Annotated in this window: 31 protein-coding genes, 7 tRNA genes and 3 pseudogenes; 37 read left to right on the top strand and 4 right to left on the bottom strand. The window is 49.9% G+C overall.

Going from position 1 to position 20,135, the window contains the following annotated elements; translation table 11 throughout:
* Positions 1–115: 115 nt before the first annotated feature.
* Positions 116–838: a transcriptional regulator SdiA gene (gene sdiA, locus AAIR21_RS01170; RefSeq protein WP_014170708.1), complete on the top strand. Its 723-nt coding sequence runs from the start codon at positions 116–118 to the stop codon at positions 836–838.
* A 66-nt stretch (positions 839–904) separates the two neighbouring features.
* Here sdiA and AAIR21_RS01165 read toward each other — a convergent pair whose 3' ends face one another.
* Both AAIR21_RS01165 and AAIR21_RS01160 read right to left on the bottom strand, forming a co-directional pair.
* Complete coding sequence (locus AAIR21_RS01165; RefSeq protein WP_003859644.1) at positions 905–1,129, bottom strand: DUF2594 family protein; 225 nt, start codon at positions 1,127–1,129, stop codon at positions 905–907.
* Positions 1,116–1,196: a hypothetical protein gene (locus AAIR21_RS01160; protein WP_418251707.1), complete on the bottom strand. Its 81-nt coding sequence runs from the start codon at positions 1,194–1,196 to the stop codon at positions 1,116–1,118. Before AAIR21_RS01160 ends, AAIR21_RS01165 begins: the two co-directional genes overlap by 14 nt.
* Positions 1,197–1,595: 399 nt before the next feature.
* Here AAIR21_RS01160 and uvrY point away from each other — a divergent pair, with 399 nt between their 5' ends.
* The 6 genes from uvrY (at position 1,596) to AAIR21_RS01130 (ending at position 5,132) form a co-directional block, all read left to right on the top strand.
* Entirely contained in the window at positions 1,596–2,252 is a 657-nt protein-coding gene (gene uvrY, locus AAIR21_RS01155) for a UvrY/SirA/GacA family response regulator transcription factor (protein ID WP_013096026.1), read from the top strand.
* Complete coding sequence (uvrC, locus tag AAIR21_RS01150) at positions 2,249–4,081, top strand: excinuclease ABC subunit UvrC (protein WP_014170707.1); 1,833 nt, start codon at positions 2,249–2,251, stop codon at positions 4,079–4,081. The genes uvrY and uvrC overlap by 4 nt, the downstream gene beginning before the upstream one ends.
* Positions 4,082–4,137: 56 nt before the next feature.
* Positions 4,138–4,686: a CDP-diacylglycerol--glycerol-3-phosphate 3-phosphatidyltransferase gene (pgsA, locus tag AAIR21_RS01145; protein WP_014170706.1), complete on the top strand. Its 549-nt coding sequence runs from the start codon at positions 4,138–4,140 to the stop codon at positions 4,684–4,686.
* Positions 4,687–4,838: 152 nt separating this feature from the next.
* A tRNA-Gly gene (locus tag AAIR21_RS01140) sits at positions 4,839–4,914 on the top strand.
* Between the two features lie 46 nt (positions 4,915–4,960).
* Positions 4,961–5,034, top strand: a tRNA-Cys gene (locus AAIR21_RS01135).
* A gap of 11 nt (positions 5,035–5,045) precedes the next feature.
* Positions 5,046–5,132: transfer RNA gene (locus tag AAIR21_RS01130), tRNA-Leu, on the top strand.
* Between the two features lie 151 nt (positions 5,133–5,283).
* Here the strand turns inward: AAIR21_RS01130 and AAIR21_RS01125 are convergent.
* The gene (locus AAIR21_RS01125; RefSeq protein WP_434679650.1) at positions 5,284–6,321 is read right to left on the bottom strand and encodes a tyrosine-type recombinase/integrase; all 1,038 of its coding nucleotides are present in this window, start codon (positions 6,319–6,321) and stop codon (positions 5,284–5,286) included.
* Positions 6,322–6,461: 140 nt separating this feature from the next.
* Between AAIR21_RS01125 and AAIR21_RS01120 the strand changes: the two genes are divergently transcribed.
* From AAIR21_RS01120 to AAIR21_RS01020, 21 genes and pseudogenes are all read left to right on the top strand, one after another.
* Positions 6,462–7,196, top strand: a complete 735-nt coding sequence (locus AAIR21_RS01120; RefSeq protein ID WP_434679648.1) for a DNA-methyltransferase — start codon at positions 6,462–6,464, stop codon at positions 7,194–7,196.
* Positions 7,193–7,591, top strand: a complete 399-nt coding sequence (locus tag AAIR21_RS01115; RefSeq protein WP_434679645.1) for a hypothetical protein — start codon at positions 7,193–7,195, stop codon at positions 7,589–7,591. Before AAIR21_RS01120 ends, AAIR21_RS01115 begins: the two co-directional genes overlap by 4 nt.
* A pseudogene (locus AAIR21_RS01110) lies at positions 7,588–7,804 on the top strand (DUF551 domain-containing protein); the annotation flags it as partial. The gene AAIR21_RS01115 and the pseudogene AAIR21_RS01110, both read left to right, overlap by 4 nt.
* Before the next feature lie 283 nt (positions 7,805–8,087).
* Positions 8,088–8,507 (top strand): hypothetical protein, encoded by a 420-nt coding sequence (locus tag AAIR21_RS01105; RefSeq protein WP_434679643.1) that lies wholly within the window; start codon positions 8,088–8,090, stop codon positions 8,505–8,507.
* A complete protein-coding gene (locus tag AAIR21_RS01100) occupies positions 8,504–8,845 on the top strand; it encodes a hypothetical protein (protein ID WP_434679640.1) in 342 nt (113 codons plus the stop codon). Before AAIR21_RS01105 ends, AAIR21_RS01100 begins: the two co-directional genes overlap by 4 nt.
* On the top strand, positions 8,835–9,230 hold the full coding sequence (locus AAIR21_RS01095; protein ID WP_434679637.1) for a hypothetical protein: 396 nt from the start codon (positions 8,835–8,837) through the stop codon (positions 9,228–9,230). The genes AAIR21_RS01100 and AAIR21_RS01095 overlap by 11 nt, the downstream gene beginning before the upstream one ends.
* A gap of 163 nt (positions 9,231–9,393) precedes the next feature.
* Positions 9,394–9,810: a type II toxin-antitoxin system RelE/ParE family toxin gene (locus AAIR21_RS01090; RefSeq protein ID WP_052955244.1), complete on the top strand. Its 417-nt coding sequence runs from the start codon at positions 9,394–9,396 to the stop codon at positions 9,808–9,810.
* Positions 9,811–9,891: 81 nt separating this feature from the next.
* Positions 9,892–10,212: a helix-turn-helix domain-containing protein gene (locus AAIR21_RS01085; RefSeq protein ID WP_052955243.1), complete on the top strand. Its 321-nt coding sequence runs from the start codon at positions 9,892–9,894 to the stop codon at positions 10,210–10,212.
* Between the two features lie 655 nt (positions 10,213–10,867).
* Positions 10,868–11,041, top strand: a complete 174-nt coding sequence (locus tag AAIR21_RS01080) for a hypothetical protein (protein ID WP_434679634.1) — start codon at positions 10,868–10,870, stop codon at positions 11,039–11,041.
* Positions 11,042–11,190: 149 nt separating this feature from the next.
* On the top strand, positions 11,191–11,493 hold the full coding sequence (locus tag AAIR21_RS01075) for a Ref family recombination enhancement nuclease (RefSeq protein ID WP_422701891.1): 303 nt from the start codon (positions 11,191–11,193) through the stop codon (positions 11,491–11,493).
* Positions 11,490–11,747 carry a hypothetical protein gene (locus tag AAIR21_RS01070; protein ID WP_422701890.1) on the top strand — a complete coding sequence of 86 codons (258 nt, stop codon included), beginning with the start codon at positions 11,490–11,492 and terminating at the stop codon, positions 11,745–11,747. The genes AAIR21_RS01075 and AAIR21_RS01070 overlap by 4 nt, the downstream gene beginning before the upstream one ends.
* The gene (locus tag AAIR21_RS01065; protein ID WP_422701889.1) at positions 11,744–12,346 is read left to right on the top strand and encodes a hypothetical protein; all 603 of its coding nucleotides are present in this window, start codon (positions 11,744–11,746) and stop codon (positions 12,344–12,346) included. Before AAIR21_RS01070 ends, AAIR21_RS01065 begins: the two co-directional genes overlap by 4 nt.
* A gap of 135 nt (positions 12,347–12,481) precedes the next feature.
* Complete coding sequence (locus tag AAIR21_RS01060; RefSeq protein WP_422701888.1) at positions 12,482–12,598, top strand: ash family protein; 117 nt, start codon at positions 12,482–12,484, stop codon at positions 12,596–12,598.
* Between the two features lie 16 nt (positions 12,599–12,614).
* Positions 12,615–13,223 carry a Rha family transcriptional regulator gene (locus tag AAIR21_RS01055; RefSeq protein ID WP_422701886.1) on the top strand — a complete coding sequence of 203 codons (609 nt, stop codon included), beginning with the start codon at positions 12,615–12,617 and terminating at the stop codon, positions 13,221–13,223.
* 61 nt (positions 13,224–13,284) lie between these two features.
* Entirely contained in the window at positions 13,285–13,557 is a 273-nt protein-coding gene (locus tag AAIR21_RS01050) for a type II toxin-antitoxin system RelB/DinJ family antitoxin (protein ID WP_422701884.1), read from the top strand.
* Positions 13,544–13,849 (top strand): type II toxin-antitoxin system YafQ family toxin, encoded by a 306-nt coding sequence (locus AAIR21_RS01045; RefSeq protein ID WP_422701883.1) that lies wholly within the window; start codon positions 13,544–13,546, stop codon positions 13,847–13,849. Before AAIR21_RS01050 ends, AAIR21_RS01045 begins: the two co-directional genes overlap by 14 nt.
* A 566-nt stretch (positions 13,850–14,415) precedes the next feature.
* Positions 14,416–14,491, top strand: a tRNA-Thr gene (locus AAIR21_RS01040).
* Between the two features lie 214 nt (positions 14,492–14,705).
* Positions 14,706–14,782, top strand: a tRNA-Ile gene (locus tag AAIR21_RS01035).
* Between the two features lie 2 nt (positions 14,783–14,784).
* Positions 14,785–14,861, top strand: a tRNA-Arg gene (locus AAIR21_RS01030).
* 102 nt (positions 14,862–14,963) lie between these two features.
* Positions 14,964–15,038, top strand: a tRNA-Gly gene (locus tag AAIR21_RS01025).
* A 262-nt stretch (positions 15,039–15,300) separates the two neighbouring features.
* Positions 15,301–15,663 (top strand): hypothetical protein, encoded by a 363-nt coding sequence (locus tag AAIR21_RS01020; protein ID WP_434679628.1) that lies wholly within the window; start codon positions 15,301–15,303, stop codon positions 15,661–15,663.
* Positions 15,664–15,749: 86 nt separating this feature from the next.
* On the opposite strand, the gene AAIR21_RS01015 is transcribed toward AAIR21_RS01020, so the two are convergent.
* Positions 15,750–15,992: a hypothetical protein gene (locus tag AAIR21_RS01015; RefSeq protein ID WP_434679625.1), complete on the bottom strand. Its 243-nt coding sequence runs from the start codon at positions 15,990–15,992 to the stop codon at positions 15,750–15,752.
* 252 nt (positions 15,993–16,244) lie between these two features.
* Between AAIR21_RS01015 and AAIR21_RS01010 the strand changes: the two genes are divergently transcribed.
* The 9 genes and pseudogenes from AAIR21_RS01010 to AAIR21_RS00970 all read left to right on the top strand — a co-directional run bounded on the left by AAIR21_RS01010 (position 16,245) and on the right by AAIR21_RS00970 (position 20,130).
* Entirely contained in the window at positions 16,245–16,847 is a 603-nt protein-coding gene (locus AAIR21_RS01010) for a hypothetical protein (RefSeq protein ID WP_047356315.1), read from the top strand.
* Positions 16,844–17,050 carry a hypothetical protein gene (locus tag AAIR21_RS01005; RefSeq protein ID WP_047356316.1) on the top strand — a complete coding sequence of 69 codons (207 nt, stop codon included), beginning with the start codon at positions 16,844–16,846 and terminating at the stop codon, positions 17,048–17,050. Before AAIR21_RS01010 ends, AAIR21_RS01005 begins: the two co-directional genes overlap by 4 nt.
* A gap of 43 nt (positions 17,051–17,093) precedes the next feature.
* Positions 17,094–17,315, top strand: coding sequence for a hypothetical protein (locus AAIR21_RS01000; RefSeq protein ID WP_047356317.1), 222 nt, complete (start codon positions 17,094–17,096; stop codon positions 17,313–17,315).
* Positions 17,315–17,500: a hypothetical protein gene (locus tag AAIR21_RS00995; RefSeq protein WP_025204810.1), complete on the top strand. Its 186-nt coding sequence runs from the start codon at positions 17,315–17,317 to the stop codon at positions 17,498–17,500. The genes AAIR21_RS01000 and AAIR21_RS00995 overlap by 1 nt, the downstream gene beginning before the upstream one ends.
* Positions 17,497–17,742 (top strand): hypothetical protein, encoded by a 246-nt coding sequence (locus AAIR21_RS00990; RefSeq protein ID WP_434679620.1) that lies wholly within the window; start codon positions 17,497–17,499, stop codon positions 17,740–17,742. Before AAIR21_RS00995 ends, AAIR21_RS00990 begins: the two co-directional genes overlap by 4 nt.
* Before the next feature lie 251 nt (positions 17,743–17,993).
* The gene (locus AAIR21_RS00985) at positions 17,994–18,539 is read left to right on the top strand and encodes a terminase small subunit (protein ID WP_434679819.1); all 546 of its coding nucleotides are present in this window, start codon (positions 17,994–17,996) and stop codon (positions 18,537–18,539) included.
* Positions 18,514–19,374 (top strand): annotated as a pseudogene (locus tag AAIR21_RS00980) (phage terminase large subunit family protein); the annotation flags it as partial. The gene AAIR21_RS00985 and the pseudogene AAIR21_RS00980, both read left to right, overlap by 26 nt.
* Positions 19,355–19,516, top strand: a pseudogene (locus AAIR21_RS00975) (NlpC/P60 family protein); the annotation flags it as partial. The pseudogenes AAIR21_RS00980 and AAIR21_RS00975, both read left to right, overlap by 20 nt.
* On the top strand, positions 19,513–20,130 hold the full coding sequence (locus AAIR21_RS00970) for a tail assembly protein (protein ID WP_434679816.1): 618 nt from the start codon (positions 19,513–19,515) through the stop codon (positions 20,128–20,130). The pseudogene AAIR21_RS00975 and the gene AAIR21_RS00970, both read left to right, overlap by 4 nt.
* Positions 20,131–20,135: the final 5 nt, after the last annotated feature.

Genomic DNA, 20,135 nt, shown 5'->3' with positions numbered 1-20,135 from the left:
AAACGTAAAGTTAATTGTGCTGTTGCCGATATTTTGTAGTTAGAAATAAGTTTTATGTGTTAGGTTATATTCACCATAATAATGAATATCATTTCAGAGGCTTCATTTAGTAAGTATGAAGGATTCAGACTTTTTTACCTGGCGACGGGAATGCTCCCTCCGGTTTCAGAAATTGACCTGTGCCGACGAGGTATATCAGGAACTTCAGCGACAAACTCAGGCGCTAGAATTCGATTATTACGCACTCTGCGTACGCCATCCCGTGCCTTTTACGCGGCCTAAGATTTCTGTGCATACCACTTATCCGCCACAGTGGCAGGCGCAATATCAGTCGAAGAATTATTTCGCCATTGACCCGGTGTTAAAACCGGAGAATTTCATCCAGGGGCATTTGCCCTGGACTGACGAATTATTCGCGGATGCTGAGGAATTATGGCATAGCGCACGGGAGCACGGCTTACGTACAGGAATAACGCAGTGTCTGATGCTGCCGAATCATGCTCTCGGTTTTCTGTCGGTTTCTCGTACTAGCATGCTGGAGAGCCCGCTAGACCACGAGGAAATAGAGCTGCGGTTACAACTGCTGGTGCAAGTGGCCTTAACATCGTTGATTCGATTTGAAGATGAGATGGTGATGCCGCCTGAGATGAAATTCAGCAAACGTGAACGGGAAATTCTTAAATGGACCGCGGAAGGGAAGACGTCGGCGGAAATTGCGATCATTCTCTCCATCTCAGAGAATACGGTTAACTTTCATCAGAAGAATATGCAGAAGAAATTCAATGCGCCTAACAAGACGCAGATCGCGTGTTACGCGGCGGCGACCGGGCTTATTTGAGTTGAGAGTACGTTCTGCGTGTCAGACGAGGCAACGGCTGAATGCACCGCATCCAGCCGTTTTTTATTACTGGCGGTAGGCCTGTTTAATTTGCTTAACGGTGTTGGCAAATACCGCGGATTCAGCCTGGTCTTCCATCTGCGCGATTTGTTTTTCCATTTTAATGATCACACGACCGGCGTCAGCCTGGCCCATCGCCTGTAGCATCAGCGTTAGCAGCGATTTCAGGCAGTTTACTTCCTGTGCCAGTTCCTGGTTATTCTCCGCAGTGGCAAATTCAGGTGTGCTCATTTATTTTCCTCATTATAAAACGGCGCTCGTGCGCGACGATGAAAGTCAAGGCGGCGGAGTATACCACAAGGCGCAGCAAAAAATGCAGCGGTTGTTTTTCGTACTTTTACACTGGATGTTTATTTGCGTAAACAACGCGTGCCGCTAAACTGTACGGCGTTAATAGCGACGAATTGTTTATACCCGGTTCGCTTGCCGTTAATTATTGTTACAAAAATTTAAGAACTGTTTTTTTACGGACTCAGGCGACAGGTTTTTTGTAACTTTTTGAATACAGATGCTTAAAAAAAGCTGCACAAGCCCTGGTGGCGCGGGCTCTCTTTCCACGTTCTGTACAGCCTAATTTCCAAAAACGAGAGCGAAATCGAATAGCCGATTTTTTAACGTTTTAATCTTGTGAGGAAAACCGTTAATATAAACCAAATTATCACTCAGTAGCGTTATCCCTATTCTGGAGACATTTCCTTTGATCAACGTCCTTCTTGTTGATGACCACGAACTGGTGCGCGCAGGGATACGACGCATTCTTGAAGATATAAAAGGTATTAAAGTTGCTGGTGAGGCTTGTTGCGGCGAAGATGCCGTAAAATGGTGCCGCACTAATTCGGCCGATGTGGTGTTGATGGATATGAACATGCCCGGTATCGGTGGTCTTGAAGCAACCCGCAAAATCGCGCGTACCTTTGTTGATACAAAAGTCATCATGCTGACCGTGCATACTGAAAACCCGCTGCCCGCGAAAGTGATGCAGGCGGGCGCTGCCGGTTACCTGAGTAAAGGTGCCGCGCCGCAGGAAGTTGTCAATGCTATCCGTTCCGTGTTTGCCGGACAGCGTTACATTGCTTCCGACATTGCTCAGCAGATGGCCCTGAGTCAGATCGAACCCGAGAAAACGGAATCGCCGTTTGCCAGTTTGTCCGAGCGTGAATTGCAGATTATGCTGATGATCACCAAAGGTCAGAAGGTAAATGAGATCTCGGAACAGCTGAATCTTAGCCCGAAAACGGTGAACAGCTATCGTTATCGCATGTTCAGCAAACTGAACATTCATGGTGATGTTGAACTGACTCATCTGGCCATCCGGCATGGTTTATGTAATGCGGAGACGTTGTTAAGTCAGTGAGTGATGTGTTCGATTCAAAAGCATTTCTGAAAACCGTAACCAGCCAGCCTGGCGTCTATCGTATGTATGACGCTGGCGGTACGGTTATCTACGTGGGGAAAGCGAAAGATCTCAAAAAGCGCCTCTCCAGCTATTTTCGCAGTAACCTTGCCTCCCGCAAGACCGAAGCACTGGTCGCACTCATACAGAATATTGATGTTACCGTCACGCATACCGAGACCGAAGCGCTGCTGCTTGAGCATAACTATATTAAGCTCTATCAGCCGCGCTACAACGTGCTGTTACGCGATGATAAATCCTATCCGTTCATCTTCCTGAGTGGTGATACGCACCCCCGGCTTGCTATGCACCGCGGTGCAAAACATGCCAAGGGTGAATATTTCGGCCCGTTTCCCAACGGCTATGCCGTACGTGAGACGCTGGCGCTGCTGCAAAAAATCTTCCCTGTTCGCCAGTGTGAAAACAGTGTCTATCGCAATCGCTCGCGCCCGTGTCTGCAGTACCAGATTGGCCGCTGTCTGGGGCCATGCGTTGCCGGGCTGGTGAGTGAAGACGAGTATGCGCAGCAGGTCGAGTATGTGCGCCTGTTTTTAGCCGGGAAAGACGATCAGGTATTAACGCAGCTGATCGCCCGGATGGAGAAAGCCAGTGCAGCGCTGGAGTTCGAAGAGGCCGCGCGGATCCGCGACCAAATCCAGGCGGTGCGCAGAGTCACTGAGAAACAGTTCGTCTCGAACACCGGTGACGATCTCGATGTGATCGGCGTTGCCTTTGACGCCGGCATGGCCTGCGTGCATGTGCTGTTTATTCGTCAGGGTAAAGTGCTCGGGAGCCGCAGCTATTTCCCGAAAGTGCCGGGGGGGACGGAGCTGGGTGAGGTGGTTGAAACCTTCGTCGGCCAGTTCTATCTGCAGGGGAGTCAGATGCGCACGCTGCCATCGGAGATCCTGCTTGATTTCAATCTCGATGATAAAACGCTGCTGGCGGATTCGCTGTCAGAACTGGCTGGTCGTCGGGTTAACGTGCAGACCAAACCGCGCGGTGACCGCGCGCGTTACCTGAAGCTTGCCCGGACCAACGCGGCGACGGCGCTTACCACAAAACTGTCCCAGCAATCGACGGTCCACCAGCGTTTAACGGCACTGGCTACGCTCCTGAAGCTGCCGGAGGTTAAACGGATGGAGTGCTTCGACATCAGCCACACGATGGGCGAGCAGACCGTGGCCTCCTGCGTGGTGTTTGATGCTAACGGCCCGCTGCGCGCGGAATATCGTCGCTATAACATCACCGGGATCACGCCGGGTGATGACTATGCCGCCATGAACCAGGTGCTGCGCCGTCGCTACGGTAAAGCCATCGAAGAGAGCAAAATCCCGGATGTGATACTGATTGACGGCGGGAAAGGGCAGCTCGGGCAGGCGAAAGCGGTCTTTGACTCACTTGATGTGAGCTGGGATAAAAACCATCCGTTGCTGCTGGGCGTGGCAAAAGGGGCCGATCGTAAAGCCGGTCTGGAGACGCTCTTCTTCGAACCGGAAGGGGAGGGCTTCAGTCTGCCGCCGGATTCTCCGGCACTGCATGTTATCCAGCATATCCGCGATGAGTCACACGATCACGCCATCAGCGGGCACCGGAAAAAACGGGCGAAGGTAAAAAACACCAGTACGCTTGAGACCATCGAAGGCGTCGGGCCAAAACGCAGGCAGATGTTGCTTAAATATATGGGCGGATTGCAAGGATTACTCAATGCCAGCATGGAGGAAATTGCAAAAGTGCCGGGTATTTCGCAAGCGCTGGCAGAAAAGATCTACTACTCGTTGAAACATTGAGGGCTCTGTAGCAACATAGAGCTAAATTTTACTGACAACAAACAGTTACCGTCATTATGCAATTTAATATCCCTACGTTGCTCACTCTTTTTCGCGTTGTGCTTATCCCATTCTTTGTACTGGCGTTTTACCTGCCAGTCGTCTGGGCCCCTTTTGCCTGTGCACTGATTTTCCTGGTGGCTGCGGTTACGGACTGGTTTGATGGTTATCTGGCACGCCGCTGGAACCAAAGCACCCGCTTCGGTGCCTTCCTCGACCCGGTCGCCGATAAGGTCATGGTCGCTATCGCGATGGTGCTGGTGGCTGAGCACTACCACACGTGGTGGGTAACGCTGCCTGCAGCAACCATGATTGGCCGTGAGATCATCATCTCTGCGCTGCGTGAGTGGATGGCGGAGCTGGGTAAGCGCAGCAGCGTCGCGGTATCGTGGATTGGTAAAGTGAAAACCACCGCGCAAATGGCCTCGCTGGTCTGGATGCTCTGGCGTCCAAACGCCTGGGTTGAGTGGGCGGGGATTGGGCTGCTGTGGGTTGCTGCGGTACTGACGCTGTGGTCTATGCTGCAATATTTAAACGCTGCCCGCGGCGATTTGCTTGATCAGTGATCGTTTCGACGTAATTTTCAGCAAACGATCCGGGGATGCAAAAAATAACGTTGACTCATACCGTCATATCAGTAGAATGCAACGCATCGAACGGCGGTACAGCTAGCCGGACGATAATGAAATCAAGTGGTTAGAAGTTAACTTGATGACATGCGGGAATAGCTCAGTTGGTAGAGCACGACCTTGCCAAGGTCGGGGTCGCGAGTTCGAGTCTCGTTTCCCGCTCCAGATTAAAGACATGCGCAATCGCGGGTGTCGCGTAAAAAAGTTTTACGGCGCGTTAGCAAAGCGGTTATGTAGCGGATTGCAAATCCGTCTAGTCCGGTTCGACTCCGGAACGCGCCTCCACTTTCTTCCCTGGCCGGATGGTGGAATCGGTAGACACAAGGGATTTAAAATCCCTCGGCGTTCGCGCTGTGTGGGTTCAAGTCCCACTCCGGCTACCATGGGAAAAAGATAATAAAATCAATGATAAGCAGTGTCGTGAAACCGCCCTCATAGGCGGTTTTTTTATGTGAAAAACGCGATTACCTAACATTCTACCTAACATCATTTTGTTACATCTACTGAAACTGTCGATATTTTTCGCAATTTTTTTTATTTTTGCCCGCCGACTACCGGCACAATTTTAACTTTTCGGTCATAGCGCGCCGTCTGCGTAATTGTCTTGTGACCGGAGATCAACTGCTTCTCCTGCAGGCTTCCTTCCAGATCGGAAACGCCTTTGGCCTTCAGGTCATGGAACGTGAAATCAAACAGCAGGTGAGGGTTCCGCTTCTGCGCTTCCTCTCTGGCCTGCTGCCAGCGGCTGTTAAATCCGTCGCGGGTGTAACGCCCACCGCTCTGCTGGTGGAGTACGTAAACGCTCGATAACCCATCTTTCAGCGGTAGTGATTTCGCCAGCTCGATGACCGTCGAGAGGCGATCGGACCAGGCCTTAATTTGCTTCGCCGATGTCTTACCTTGCCTAATGTAAATACCCTCTGGAAGCAGCTGCGATTTCTGTAGCGCCAGCACGTCACCCTGACGAGCCAGGCAAAGATAAGCGATTTCCATAGCCACCCGTACCACCACCGGCGCGACGTTGAACAGCGCGTAGTATTCCTCGTCGGTGATGTACCGCTCCCGTTCCTCCTCTTTGAACTGCCGCACGCCTTTACAAGGGTTTCCTGTCACCATCCCTCGCTCATAAGCCCAGCTGTAAACCCTGCTCATAAAAGCCTTTTCTCTGTTTGCCTGCACCGGAGCGGCCACGCCCCGCTTATCCATATATTTTCTGATATGCTGTGGCTTCACAGAGTCAGGATCCATCTTGCCAAACACAGGCAGAATTTTTTTCGAATATTTTTTGTAGTCCTTTCGGGTTTCGTTACCCAGGCGTGCGTAATCAGCACTCTCGAAAAACTGCTCGATGAGCCCTGCCAGGTTGGTTTTATCCTGAATGTTTTTCAGGGCCGCTTCATATTTCGCCCAGACCAGAGAGACGGGAGAATCCAGCGCGCATAACTGCACAGAGCCACCCGTTGCCGGGTGGAACTCATACTTTGACTTAAAGACGTTGAGGTAACAATGATTGCCGCCACTGACCGCGCCGAAGCCGCAGAGAAGCGGATTGCTGAGCTGGAGGCGAGTCACAACAATCTACGCGAGGCAATGGCCGGCATTCACAACACAATCACAGGCGGAGGTGCTTACACGCCGCTGGCTGCAATTCTGAATGCCTCCAAACGCGCATACGAAGAATCGGCCGCCGCAGCCGGTAAAGGAGAGTGAGCATGGCTGATGTCATTCTCCACAACGCTGATTGCTTTGATATCTTTCCGACAATTGCCGGTGGGACAGTGGATTTGGTACTGGCTGATATTCCTTACGGCACCACACAGTGCAAATGGGACTCGGTGCTAGACCTGCAGAGGATGTGGGGGCAGCTTTACCGGATCGCCAATCCATCAGCGGCCATTGTGCTGTTCTCTGCGCAGCCGTTCACCAGTGTGTTGGTTGCCAGCAATCTACGCGACTGGCGAACCGAGTGGATTTGGGAGAAGGGTAACGCCACTGGGTTCCTGAACGCCAAAAAACAGCCCCTGCGCGCGCATGAAAATATCGAAGTGTTTTACCGCCGCCAGCCAACGTATAACCCGCAGATGACTGAGGGCCACATCCGCAAGACTAGCAGGCGGAAGACTGTTAATTCAGAGTGCTACGGTAAGGCGTTGACGCTGACTGAATACGACTCAACCAAACGTTACCCGCGTGATGTTCAGTTCTTCTCGAGTGACAAACAGACCGGAAACTATCATCCGACGCAGAAACCACTGGCGTTGGTGAAATACATCATCGAGACCTACACCAACCCCGGTGACTGTGTGCTGGATTTCACTATGGGAAGCGGAACCACTGGCGTTGGCTGTCAGGAAACAGGGAGGTCGTTTATCGGAATTGAAAAAGAGAAACCAATCTTCCTGACAGCATGTCAGCGAATGGGGATAAAACAGGAGTGTGCGGCATGAGCACTATTACCAGCGACATACTCACGCTCCGCCATTTCATTGACCGCCCAACCTGGGCAGCTGCAGCCGGTTATGAGTTCAACTATCTGGACTGCATGGCATATACAGCAGATTTTTACGGGCTGATGTTTTCAGCTCTCCGCAATGCTAGCTCGGACTTTCTTGATACATCCGTTCGTGATTTGCCGATTGTTTTGGTTGCCGTGATTGCAGCTCTCGGGGGGGTCTTTGTCTGGCCGTTAATTTTCTGGCTTGTCGCCATTCCTGTCTGGATGAAGTGCAAATCAATGCGCAGGCATTATCAGTTCGGCGGCGAGATGACAGAAGTGGCCATAGTCAACCTGGAGCATTGGCAACATGAATGCGAGAGAAAATGGAAGAGAACGAACCCATGAGCACTATTACCAGAGTACAGGCACAAAAAATTATTGAGGCTGCTGATGCTGTTATTACCGCGCTGGCCGGAACTAACGAGGATGTTCACCCTGAGAGCGATAACATGCTCCGCCTGTGGGATGACTTGAATGACCGTTACGCGCCGCCGGAAGTTGTGCGTGAGCTGGCACGTATCGCGCTGGCGTCGCTCGAAGCGGAGCCTGTGGCGTGGCGATATCGCACCACTAACATTAATGGCGTTCCCACTCCGGGCTGGAGTTTTTCCGAAGACGCGGGCTGGATGGGATTGTATCAACCACTCTATGCAGCGACGCCAGCGCCGATAGACATCAACTCGAAGCCTGTGGCGTGGGACTACGAATGGGCATCCTGCACCACCTGCGAGGGACCGCAGAATTTTAAGCGCGTAATTGAGCGCGAAGCGCCTCCAGAATGGGCTGTCCACGAAGGTCAGGCCCGGAACATTATCCCGCTTTACCGCCTGCCGGAGATTAAATGATGCAATTCACCAGGGAGCAGTTGATAGCGCGCATAGATACGCAGAAAGAAACCGCACGGCAACATCCTGAATGCAGTATCGCGCTAATGGATTTACGCCTGGCTGAGATCGCGCTGGCCTCGATGGAAGCTGAGCCTGTGCTCAATGTGCAATTTAAGAATGGGTGGCCTGTCGATGGTACCGCCGGGATTATTAGTGGTTCACCTGGTATCGCGGATGGGTATCACGACTTTTACACCGCCCCGCCAGCGCCGGTAGTGCCAAAAGAGTCGGATGTTGAGTTGTTGGCAACTGACCTGATGAAGAGGATCGACAAGATAACTGGCGAGCGTCACAGCGTCGCCACACTAAGTTCTTTACGGGTTAGCATTGTGGAGGCCTGCCGCGCCGCAATGCTTAACGGAGAAAAATCATGAGCACAATTAAAATCGAGCGACTGGAAAAAATCCTCTCTGAAACCCAGGCGGTGATTAGCGAATGTAACTTGCGTGGTGTTCATGGTTCCGTGGAAGTGAACGCCAGGCTGTTTGAAAATGTGTTGATGGAGTTATTGTGGCACCGCGCCGCCATGCTTCATGGTGCCGATGGCAACTCTCCGGTGATTCCGGATGGTTGGGTACTGGTGCCGGTTGAACTAACATGCGAGATGGATGAAGCGGCATGGAATGTTTGTCACGGCACGCGGACCATGAGCGATATCTGGTCGGCATTACTCGCAGCAGCACCGCAGCAGGAGGGGGCTGGTGGACGATAACAGCGATAACATCATCCAGCTGCTTCAGCCGAAGCGGGAAGAAGAAAGGCTCCTCGATATAGTGGTTACCGACAACAAGACGGCAACGCAGAAGCACTGCCCTCATCATCTGTGCCAGGTATCAGAAGTCAACAGAACGCTGCTATGCCAGCAGTGCGGTGCGTATCTTGACCCCTTCGAACTTATCCTTTCGCGCTCCCGAAATGGTGAAAACATCGTGAGGGATATTAAGAAACTTTATATGCGCCGTGATGAACTGCGCGAGTCAGTTGCCAGCCTTGAGCGTGAAGAGAAAAACGCAAAGGCCCGGCTTCGTTCAGCAAGGACGGCAATTCTTTTTGCAGAGAACGACCTGAAAAACACGGAGCAGGGGGTTAAACAATAAAACGCAAATACGCTATTTGTTATCAACAAATCTCAGGTTTGTATTTGTGAAATGAAAACTATCCTCGATCATATGGCTATGTGTTGCTTAAGTTACTGATAGCTTAACTATCATCACAAGAACTGTTGTATGATTCTCCGGTTACGTAGGCAGGATTACTTAGATGAAAGATATTACGTACTGGAATGAAGAAATCCAGGATCAGATTGATAATTATCCAGAGGCGGTCAGGGAGAGGATAAATTTTGAACTTGTCGCTTTACAGAGCGATTGTCCGCACTCATTCGACGATTTTGATTTTCCTGTAGATGACAGTGATGTGCAGCAGGGGGATGCGCCTGAGTTCCCACCTGCCAGAAAAAAGTCCATGAAGGAAACTATAGGCCGCTATGCGATGCAACTGACTATCAAAAGTACTGATTCGTATCGCGTGATTTACGTGGCAAAGTTCAAAGAATCTATTTATATCCTGCACACATTCAAGAAGAAGACTGAAGGTGTGGCTAAAAAAGAATACGGTACCGCCTCTTCTCGCTATAAACAGCTGGAAAGGTACAGGCGTGACAAAAAACTGAAGTAATGGGTCAGTGTTGGTTGCAAGTATCTCAAATTTGATATAGTCTGAGGGTGTCAGCAATGTTGCTGGCTAAGGTGGAGTAATATGGAATTTGTCGTAGTCAAGAACCCCTATGTTTCATCGAGTACTTCCGTCAGGGAAGCAAATGATAAGCATATTCGCGCTCAGTTAATGGTAATCATCAGGAAGATGATACAAGAGCGTGGGCTTAGCCAGAAAAAAGCCGCTGAGCTACTTGGTACTACGCAGTCGAGAATTAGTGAAATCGTAAATGGGAAGCTCGACAATCACACCATCGACAAGCTCTTCAGTATGCTAAACATTTTGGGCTGGGATTTTAAGTTTGGTTATAGTTGCGGTGTGCTAACTGCATCCGCTGAGCATAGCAGCAACACTGCGGCTTAACAAAAAAAAGCCCTGCGCTAACAGGGCTTTCAGGGGCGGAAAGTGCGCTAACACGTTCCGTTGAGTATGGAGGCAATCCAGCCACGACACTCTTCTTAGACAGCCGAAGTGTAGTGGTTCTCCTGACAAAGTGCAACCTGTGTGGATTTACAGGTAAGCAGGGAAACCGAAGCTATGGCTATGGGCACCTGTCGCAAGTGTGGTTGTTCGTGTGAGATCATTTTCCGCTACTCTGTTTGTGTAGATGGTGTGATGCGTCATGCGAAAAAAGGGAGACCTTTCCCGATTCCACTTTGCAGCTGCAGCGGAAAGCATGCAGCTTGAAATTAAGTACAAACAAACCCGCTTCGGCGGGTTTTTTCATATGATAGTTTTCAATCTCCATCATCAAAGAACCTCATCGATAACCACACCCTGAAGCATAAACTACATATTTTTCATCAAGATAGTGAAGTGAAACGCTTCATGATTTCTAATGGTTAATATCGGTAACAATTGGTTATGCATTGATCGTTAAAACAGATCGATTTTGTCAACTTCGATCTGTGTAGCCTATTAGACATATTGTTAAATTTCGGTTAAATGGTTGTGCGCATAAGGAGATAGCCAGGACGGCGGGACCCGAAAGGGATGTGAGATAGATGGAGTCTACTTAATGAAATTGGAAGAGTTGATAGCAATGTTCCCGCAGAACGGAAAGATATTACTTCGTATTTGCGAGGGAGAGATTCTGTTTTATGCCATCGTACCTGAAGATCACGTGACCTTGTCATTGGATGCATTTGTTGAGTATGCCAAAAGAGCAGGGTGGGAAATAAAAAGAAAATGACTTATAATCAAATGGCTAGTCTGAACAGCTAGCAACCTGCAGCGTCATTACAGAGAATCTGTGATGACAACATTATATGTAGCATGTATTACACACCGTACCTTCTGGCACGGTGTCTCCGTTTGTCTTTCGCACCCAGGCGGTGCGGCATGAGCAAATCAAAGACCAAAGCCGAAAAACTTCACCTGTCCCGTGTTGCCGGGCTAGGTTGTATCGTTTGTAAAAACCTCGGCTACGAGGACACCCCTGCTGAAATCCACCACTGCAGTAAAGGCACTGGATTATCAGTCCGCGCTGACAACTTCCATGTTATTCCGCTTTGCCCTTTTCATCACCGAGATGGCGGGCACGGTAAAGCCGTGCATGCTGGCCGCCAGACATGGGAAAACAATTTTGGGACTGAAACAGAGTTGCTGGTGCAGGTTGTGTACGAGCTGGGGGAAGCTCCATGAAATCAAGAACATTATCACCGACCCCAGAACAACTCCGCCAGCAGGCACAGGAAATGCTCCGTCATGCTGAACAACTGGAAAAGACCGGGGCCACCAAAGACGCACTAAAAAAATCTCTGGTGCCGGCACTCCGTGAACTTATGCAGGCTAAACACCGAACCCAAAAGGCGGTAGATGAGCTGGTGGACTGCGTAGCGGAGCTGGAAAGCCAGGTATCGCAAATTGAACGCATTATCCAGGAGGTGCTGCTGTGACACCACGTCAGCGCCGACAACATACCGCTGCGCTTGAGAAAGCCGCGTCAGCACCGCGTAAAAGCTGGCTGGGAAAATTTACTCCGCTTAATGGGATTCAGTCTGCCTGGATAAAATCGCTACTTACAGTCTGGGGTGAGGGAGTGAGGGGAGGTACTGCGCCAGCAAAACCCTGTGGGCATTCGTGCTGGAATGTCATCCGAGGAAGAAACTGGTCAGATAAAGCGCTTGAGCGATTTACTGCCGCGCTTACACAGGCTCGGGATGAGGGTTTCCGTGGTCAGCAGGCATTAAACCGCGCGCATGCAATTTTATGGCCTCAACCCGCCAGTAGCGTAATAGACAATGCCATTCATGATGATGATGTTGATTTCGTTGAACAGTGCGTACTGGCGGCATTTGATGCGGATGATCCGGTGTATGCAGTCGGGGTGAGCTATTACACCACCCGAAAAAAAATTTCTGACATTACACGTGAATTACAGTTGGTGGCCCCCTGGCTTACCCCGGAAAAAGCCAGAGAGCGTGTTAAATGGTGCCTGCAGATCTTCAGGGCGAAAACGTTTCTGGAGGTTCGTCACCAGATGAGTGCTGATTGACATGAATTGATATCCGGGGCTATATTTGCCGCACGCCAGCAAAATCTGGCGTCGGGATTGGCGTCCCGGATTTCACTATGGCGCATACCGCGTTAAGCGGTTTTTTTATGCGTTAAGCACAGCCACATTCGCATTATGGTGGGGCGTGCAGGGGCGGAGCAATCCGCGCCGGGTTCCATAGTGACCGGTTACGCCAACCCTGTGCGTCTCACCACCTCACTGATTGGCGTCAGCGGTGGTGATCATCCTTAATATGAGGAGCATCACTATGGTTAACTCTATTTCTTGCGTCATTCCCGAAATCACAATCCACAACAATCGTGCAGTTACCACCTCGATCGCCGTTGCAAACTATTTCCAGAAAGAACATAAACACGTTTTGCATAAGATAAGATCGCTGGAATGCTCACCTGCTTTCACGACGGCCAACTTTTCGACCGTCGTAGTAAACGTCCAGGCTGGCTTTAATGAACGAGAAACTGAAGCCTACGAAATGACCCGCAATGGCTTTATTTTCCTCGTGATGGGATTCACGGGAAAACGCGCTGCCGCCTTCAAAGAGGCATACATTGCTGAATTCGACCGCATGGAGTCTGAGCTTATAGCACAGCACTCATCTTCATTGCCCAATATGCCGATCTTCCCCACTGATACTGATTTTTCCTACCTCACCATTGTTAAGGCGGGTCGCGTTACTGGCATTAACATTGCCAGACCGGGGCAAATATTAATGGACTACGATGACTTCGTTCGCCTGGCAAAGCGCAATGGCTGCATTGTCATCCCTCAGGTACACCTGCGCAGATTATCCAGTGACGAGATTATTGAGATATGCGAAGCGGCAAGGATAGTTGAGGCTAAGTATAACGCTGCGTAGTTGTTGTGATAATGCCACATTGTAGCTACAATGTGGCTATGTGTTGAATGGAGGTGTCACGATGAATACTGAATTGAGAGCGCGCATTGATAGCGATCTGAAAGACAAAATGAATGAAGTTCTGGCCGGGTGCGGGTTAACCTGGAGCACTGCGGCCCGTATGTTTGCTGAGCAAATTGTTAAGCATGATGGGCTTCCTTTTGAAGTCAGCCGTAAACCATCTGCACAGATGCGTCAGGCCATGAATGAAACGGAAGAGCTCCTGCGAAATTCACGAGCCGGATACATGGATGTTAACGAGCAGGTGGACAGTCTTAACAATGGCAAACGCTAAAAGAGCAAAGATACCTTTCAGTACCGATCACACTAAAACATTTGAAAAGGCCTGGGAGCGATATAACACCGCAGGCCGTCATGATATGAATGCTGTGCGTGAAGTAATGTGGCTGGTGGCTTGTCGCGATCCTTTACCGGCTAAGTACAACGATCATGAACTTAAAGGTGATATGCAAGGCTATCGCGAGCTTCACATTACTGGCGATTTCTTATTGGTCTATCGTGTTGATACCAGTAAAAAGCTGGTGATTTTCACGAACCTTGGGACACATGCGGAACTTTTCGAATAATCTGATATTTAGCGGATTGTGCTTTTTTGACTGTTCATCATTGATTTCCACCCAGAAAAGTTAATAATGCATTCATGCTTGGCAGAGCTGCGCCACCATGGCAGCGATGAGAAGCGAACAATTTGATCATGACGAGAACCCCGCCAGCGCGGGGTTTTTGCTTTCCGGCGATACGACAGGGGTATTCGCGAGATGCATTGCATCAGTACCCCTGTCATAGCGCCGTATGGCAAAACACTGGCAAATCTTTTACCGTCGTTTTTACCGCCCTAATAAAATCATTTGCTACAGATAACCTCCCGTTGCGGCGAATGGCATGTTGAACATGCCTTGCTCCGGGAGGTCAGGTGAAAAGAAAATGGTCATTTCTGATTCTGCTTACCTGCTTTAGTAGCGGGCTGGGAATTTACTGCCACGTGATCCTGGAGTTCGTTTCGGGCTTCCATTTTACCACTATCGATGAAAGGATTCTTGAGGCGCTGAATTGGTATTTTTAGCGTGATATGCAACAAAAAGTTAATAAGGTCTTGTCAGCAGGAATTTCCCTTTTTCATCATTCCACCCGCGCCGACTTAGCTCAGCAGGCAGAGCAACTGACTTGTAATCAGTAGGTCACCAGTTCGATTCCGGTAGTCGGCACCATTTCATTCAACAAGAAAACGTACTGCAGGGATGAATCCCAGACGTTGGGCACGTTGGGACAGTGCGTTTCCTTGTTGTGATGAATCCCCCTGTGCGGAGGGGCGTAAACAGCGAGTGGTTGTTCCTGTTTGGCGTGAAGTCTGTCGTATGCGCGCGAGTCATGGTTGCTGACCAAAGGCTCACCGGGAGGCACCCGGCACCACAACAACCTTTAGGCCCTTTAGCTCTGTTGGTTAGAGCAGTCGGCTCATAACTGACTGGTCGCTGGTTCAAGTCCAGCAGGGGCCACCAAAGCGCTGTTAGCTCAGATGGATAGAGTATTGCTTTCCGAAGGCAGTGGTCACTGGTTCGACTCCAGTACAGCGCACCATGCAAGTGTAGGCCTGGACGTAGGTCTACCGACGCGATAGTCCTTGACGAGATGGACTCTAAATAAGCCAGCGTTGACGGCGGGGAAAGAGACCCGCACTTTGCGGTCATCATATAATGGCTATTATCTCAGCCTTCCAAGCTGAAGATGCGGGTTCGATTCCCGCTGACCGCTCCATTTTTGCCTTCCTGTCTGCGATGAAGGGGTAACCCGGAGTGACGGGAGGGCGAACAGTAAAGCACGCTGGCAAACCCGTTTCTTCAGGGACGATACGTTGGGTAGTGTGCTTTACTGTTGCGGTGAATCCCACTATGCGTAGGGGCATAAACAGTAAGTACGTCCCAAGATTGATTGATATGCGAGCCACGGTGGCTGACCAAAGGCTCATGGAGAGGCACTCCACACCGCAACACCCAATTTTAATCCTGGAGCGTTAGCTATGAATATGTCGATAAGGGAGTGGGGAAAAATAGGGCTATTATTGGCTTTCTCGCTATTTACCGTGACCGGGTCTTGTAAAATCAAAACGGAACAGCAATACAAAAATGCAACCCGGCAATATAATGAAGACGTGGCGAACCACACTGAAGCATTAAACAGAAATAGTGAGAGTGTAGCCGCTGGAATAGAGGACAACGCCAATCAAACGCTATGTGCATCCCGGTATCGCATAAGTCTTCAGATGCAGATTGACTCTCTGAGAACTCAGATGCTGGGTACTGCAGATCGCAACCAACAGCAATCCTTGCAGAGTCAGATAAATAGCCTGGAAAAAGATAAGCATTTTCCAAAACATTGTTAATTTTACTAAGTAATGCTCAATGCTCTCGTTTCTTTCGAGCCCACGTTAACGCGTGGGCTTTCTCTATTTGTCGCCTCGGGAATTAGTCAAAAGAGGCTAAGGGTTGTCAGTCCATACCCAGTGATCTCAATCATATCAATACTGATTTGAAACGAATTGTCGGCCCCGTATCTTACACCACTGATGACAAGACCTTTCTTTTCCATATTGTAGAGAGTGCTGGCTAATGTGCTCTCGTCAGCAAGTGCCAGGAATGCATCTTTATCTTTTGATGACTGGATGGGGGGAGTTTTTGCCGCCAGAAATTTAAGAATTGATTTTTCGAGCATAAATAATTCCTTTTTGAAGATTGTTGCTTTTGGTTATCCAACCATATCAACGGTGGATAACCTTTGCCAGACAGAATCTGACACCAGTCTCAAGCTGCGCAACTGCGCGGCTTTTTTTGTATCAATGCGCATCGCAGCGCACATCAACTCAGAACCTTTCAGGATGACCCTTGAGGAACCGGCTGGCTGTCGGAGCCTTCTGAGGGCCGTATTCCTGTGCGAACAAGGTTCATCACTAAAAGGTGTTTTCCGATGAAAGATATTTCTACAGTCAATGCCACCCCGGTGGTTAATGTACCGACGATGACCAGTCTTGAGATGGTCGACTACATCAATGCTGATCGAAAGGCTAAAGCCGAAGCGGAAGGAATGGTGTTTCCGTGCAAGAATTACCGCCGCCTTCAGCATCGTAGCTTTATGGCTAAAGTGCCAAAAGTACTCGGTGGATTAGCTGCAAAATATATTGCAGCTAATACCTACATAAATGGTAAAGGTGGGGAGCAGGTTCAGGATATTTACAACTTCCCCAAGCGCGAAGCCTGCCTGATGGCAATGAGCTACAGCTACGATCTGCAGGCACAGGTGTTCGATCGCATGACGGTTCTGGAAGGTAGCAGTGATATTAACCTGATGAACTTCTCAGGATTAACTGAGTTGACCATTCGCCAGATGCAGGATCGCGTCGCGCAGGCTGAAAAGTTTTCATTCGAAGAGCACGGCCAACGCGGTTCTGGTCTGATGACCCTTCGCAAGAAAGAGAAGAAAGTTATCAAAAAGGCGGAACAACTGGTTAAAGACCTTGTGCAGTTCCGGATTTGCGATCTGGGTGATTTCCCTGAAGGATTGCCGACATGAGTCCACAAGACTTTATCCTTCAGAACGTCAAAAAAGAGCTTCTGAAGCTGGGGTATGAAGAGAACGTCGCGCTGTCTGGTGCTGATATGGCACTTGATCACTACCGGCGATGCTCACAGGCCAGCAGGAAGGGGAGAATATTTGACGACTGTCTGTTTATAGCAAAAGCCTGGGCGCAAAAACTCCAGGCAAAGAAAACCTAGCCTCGCTTAACCGCGGGGCTTTTTTATTTCTGGTAAGGATCCCATGAAGAAAAAACTACTGCTCGCCGGGCTGCTGGCGGGCGCAGCTCTGCTGGCTGCCTGTTCTGCCGTTTCCTTCACTCGCGCTACTGGCAAAAGCGGACAGAGCCTCACCAACGCAGAGGTTCAGCCAAATAACACTGTTGTGCTGACGTATCCCAGCGGCTCTGCCTGCATCGATACCAACCCCGGCGAAAGCCAGACCTGTAAACCAGGAGGCCCATAATGCCGGACCTGAAAACAACGATATTCCTGCTGGTGTCGTCTCTGTTGCTCGCCGGCTGCGTGTCACAGCGTTACGTCGGCGTGCAGATCACTTCAACCGAACCGATGAGTTTTACCCGCGTACTGGTGGATGGGAATGCGGTGGTTATTTGCAAGATAGACAACAAGGATAAGGGCGCTTTATGAAAAGGTTGGTCGTCACGGTTTCTCAGCTGGAACTACCACAAGATGAATTAACTTCAGGTTTCACCGTTTCGTTCCGGGTGTTACAGAGAGGGAAGTTATTACTGGCTGATAGCATCAGCGGAAAAATAAGCGTGCCATACCGCAGAGTGTACGAGGTTAATGCGACTGATGATGAAATTGTTATTGAGCATGATTGCGGTTATGTGGAATGCCTGATTATCAGCGCAGACTTTGAGCCGTAACCCCACCACCATAACTGATAAACACTCTCATTTGCACGGGTCCTTTCCGGCAACTCTGGCAATTACGGGGCGGCAGCGGCGCAGGCTAGCGCGATTTATGAAAATTTTATGGGAAAATGCAGATCCGTTCTTCTTCGTTTTAACTGATTGTTTTTGCATAGATTCATAAAAAAAAGAAAGGATCTAAGAAGCTGTCGTTGCGTAAGATAATGGCTTTCTCAGATCCTTTCTTGTTTTTTGGTGCCGAGCACATGAATGTGAATAAAAAAAGGCTGGCTGAAATTTTTGGATGCGATGTCAGAACCATTACAACCTGGCAAAGTCAGGGGCTCCCCCTGGTTTCCGGAGGGGGAAAGGGGAATGAAGCTGTTTTTGCCACTGCGAAGGCTATTGAGTGGTTTGCAGAGCGTGACGCCTCAATAGAAAACGAAAAGCTCAGAAAAGAAGTTCAGGAATTGCGGGCTGCTGCTGAAGGAGAGTTGGAGCCTGGAACAATTGACTATGAGCGCTATCGCCTAACCAGGGCTCAGGCTGATGCGCAGGAGCTTAAAAATGCGAAAGAATCTGCCGAAGTGGTGGAAACCACCTTCTGTACATTCGTGCTGTCGCGGATAGCAGGGGAGATCTCCGGTATCCTCGACGGCATCCCTCTGTCTGTTCAGCGGCGTTTCCCGGAGCTGGAAAACCGACATATTGATTTCCTGAAGAGGGATATCATTAAAGCCATGAATAAAGCGGCAGCGCTGGATGAAATAATACCGGGGTTGCTGAGTGAATATATCGAAAAGTCAGGTTGACAGGTTAAAGAGTGCCATCCGAACAGGTGTTCTCTCTCTATTTCGCCCGGAGCCGCAGACAGCTGTTGAATGGGCGGATAATCATTATTATCTGCCAAAAGAGTCTTCCTATCAGGAGGGGCGCTGGCAAACCCTGCCTTTCCAGAGAGCGATTATGAATGCTATGGGTAACGACTATATCCGTGAGGTAAACGTCGTTAAATCAGCCCGCGTTGGTTATTCTAAAATGTTGCTCGGCGTTTATGCTTATTTCATCGTGCATAAACAACGAAATTCCATTATCTGGCTTCCGACCGATACCAGTGCTGAGAATTTCATGAAATCCCATGTCGAACCAACAATTCGTGATATTCCTTCTCTGAAGTCTCTGGCACCGTGGTATGGAAAAAAACACCGCGATAATACTCTCAGCCTGAAGCGCTTTTCTAATGGACGTGGCTTCTGGTGTCTTGGGGGGAAATCTGCGGATAATTATCGTGAAAAATCAGTTGACGTTGTTGGTTACGACGAGCTTGCTGCGTTTGATGAAGATATTGAGAAAGAGGGTTCTCCAACATTCCTGGGGGATAAGCGAATTGAAGGCTCAGTCTGGCCAAAATCAATTCGCGGCTCCACACCCAAAATTCGGGGCACTTGCCAGATTGAGCGGGCAGCCAGAGAGTCTGAGCATTTCATGCGTTTTCATGTTGCCTGCCCGCACTGCGGTGAAGAGCAATACCTGAAGTTTGGTGATAAAGAAACGTCATTTGGCCTCAAATGGACGCCGGGTGATCCTTCCAGCGTATTTTATCTCTGTGAACATCATGCCTGCGTGATTAAACAGCAGGAAGTGGAACCACGCCGGGATCATGCTGGAAGGCAACATGCTGCTGCATCACCTGTACGGGCATCTCAGCCAGCGGGTGCCTTATGGCGGCTACTGGCGGGAAAGGACAATGAAAGTAGTGAGATTCAAAGACCTGCTGGGGGAAGCATGAATGACGTCATGACTCAGATTGAGCTGTCCGGCGTTCTGGGTAAGCACTTTGGCCGCACTCATCACCGTCAGATTAGCAGCACGGGGGAAGCGGCAAGAGCGCTGGCTAAAACTATCCCCGGCTTTGAAAAGTTCATGATCACCAGTAAACAGCGCGGGCTTACCTACGCTGTTTTTAAGGGCAAAAAGAACATAGGTCAGGATGAACTCGGCTTTCCGGCGACAGGTGACGTTATACGTATTGTGCCGGTGGTGATTGGCAGCAAGCGTGGCGGACTGTTCCAGACCATCCTTGGCGCGACGTTAATTGCGACGGCAGCTTTCTTTACTGGCGGCGCTGCGCTGGGATTTGCCGGTGGTACGGCATTCGCTGGCGGCTGGGGCCTGACTGCTGCAGTCGGTGCCTCGATGCTCGCCGGTGGTATTGTCCAGATGCTTTCCCCGCAACCACCAGGGCTCGCCAGCAAGCAGGACTCTGACAATAAGGCGTCCTATGCCTTTGGCGGGGTGACCAATACCGCCTCTCAGGGCTATCCGGTTCCGCTGCTGTACGGCAAACGCCAGATTGGCGGTGCCATTATCTCGGCGGGAATATACGTCGAAGACAAGCAGTAATCCTC

The organism is Enterobacter sp. PTB (assembly GCF_051130085.1).
In the GTDB taxonomy this organism is placed as follows: domain Bacteria; phylum Pseudomonadota; class Gammaproteobacteria; order Enterobacterales; family Enterobacteriaceae; genus Enterobacter; species Enterobacter ludwigii.
The sequence above is the reverse complement of the archived record's forward strand: the minus strand, read 5'-3'. Positions and strand labels throughout refer to the sequence as shown.

Coding starts and splice junctions, on each gene's coding strand:
- sdiA (WP_014170708.1), top strand. CDS start 116: ATGAAGGATTCAGACTTTTTTACCTGGCGACGGGAATGCTCCCTCCGG.
- AAIR21_RS01165 (WP_003859644.1), bottom strand. CDS start 1,129: ATGAGCACACCTGAATTTGCCACTGCGGAGAATAACCAGGAACTGGCA.
- pgsA (WP_014170706.1), top strand. CDS start 4,138: ATGCAATTTAATATCCCTACGTTGCTCACTCTTTTTCGCGTTGTGCTT.
- AAIR21_RS01120 (WP_434679648.1), top strand. CDS start 6,462: ATGGCTGATGTCATTCTCCACAACGCTGATTGCTTTGATATCTTTCCG.
- AAIR21_RS01115 (WP_434679645.1), top strand. CDS start 7,193: ATGAGCACTATTACCAGCGACATACTCACGCTCCGCCATTTCATTGAC.
- AAIR21_RS01105 (WP_434679643.1), top strand. CDS start 8,088: ATGATGCAATTCACCAGGGAGCAGTTGATAGCGCGCATAGATACGCAG.
- AAIR21_RS01100 (WP_434679640.1), top strand. CDS start 8,504: ATGAGCACAATTAAAATCGAGCGACTGGAAAAAATCCTCTCTGAAACC.
- AAIR21_RS01090 (WP_052955244.1), top strand. CDS start 9,394: ATGAAAGATATTACGTACTGGAATGAAGAAATCCAGGATCAGATTGAT.
- AAIR21_RS01085 (WP_052955243.1), top strand. CDS start 9,892: ATGGAATTTGTCGTAGTCAAGAACCCCTATGTTTCATCGAGTACTTCC.
- AAIR21_RS01080 (WP_434679634.1), top strand. CDS start 10,868: ATGAAATTGGAAGAGTTGATAGCAATGTTCCCGCAGAACGGAAAGATA.
- AAIR21_RS01075 (WP_422701891.1), top strand. CDS start 11,191: ATGAGCAAATCAAAGACCAAAGCCGAAAAACTTCACCTGTCCCGTGTT.
- AAIR21_RS01070 (WP_422701890.1), top strand. CDS start 11,490: ATGAAATCAAGAACATTATCACCGACCCCAGAACAACTCCGCCAGCAG.
- AAIR21_RS01060 (WP_422701888.1), top strand. CDS start 12,482: ATGGTGGGGCGTGCAGGGGCGGAGCAATCCGCGCCGGGTTCCATAGTG.
- AAIR21_RS01055 (WP_422701886.1), top strand. CDS start 12,615: ATGGTTAACTCTATTTCTTGCGTCATTCCCGAAATCACAATCCACAAC.
- AAIR21_RS01050 (WP_422701884.1), top strand. CDS start 13,285: ATGAATACTGAATTGAGAGCGCGCATTGATAGCGATCTGAAAGACAAA.
- AAIR21_RS01045 (WP_422701883.1), top strand. CDS start 13,544: ATGGCAAACGCTAAAAGAGCAAAGATACCTTTCAGTACCGATCACACT.
- AAIR21_RS01020 (WP_434679628.1), top strand. CDS start 15,301: ATGAATATGTCGATAAGGGAGTGGGGAAAAATAGGGCTATTATTGGCT.
- AAIR21_RS01015 (WP_434679625.1), bottom strand. CDS start 15,992: ATGCTCGAAAAATCAATTCTTAAATTTCTGGCGGCAAAAACTCCCCCC.
- AAIR21_RS01010 (WP_047356315.1), top strand. CDS start 16,245: ATGAAAGATATTTCTACAGTCAATGCCACCCCGGTGGTTAATGTACCG.
- AAIR21_RS01005 (WP_047356316.1), top strand. CDS start 16,844: ATGAGTCCACAAGACTTTATCCTTCAGAACGTCAAAAAAGAGCTTCTG.
- AAIR21_RS01000 (WP_047356317.1), top strand. CDS start 17,094: ATGAAGAAAAAACTACTGCTCGCCGGGCTGCTGGCGGGCGCAGCTCTG.
- AAIR21_RS00995 (WP_025204810.1), top strand. CDS start 17,315: ATGCCGGACCTGAAAACAACGATATTCCTGCTGGTGTCGTCTCTGTTG.
- AAIR21_RS00990 (WP_434679620.1), top strand. CDS start 17,497: ATGAAAAGGTTGGTCGTCACGGTTTCTCAGCTGGAACTACCACAAGAT.
- AAIR21_RS00985 (WP_434679819.1), top strand. CDS start 17,994: ATGAATGTGAATAAAAAAAGGCTGGCTGAAATTTTTGGATGCGATGTC.
- AAIR21_RS00970 (WP_434679816.1), top strand. CDS start 19,513: ATGAATGACGTCATGACTCAGATTGAGCTGTCCGGCGTTCTGGGTAAG.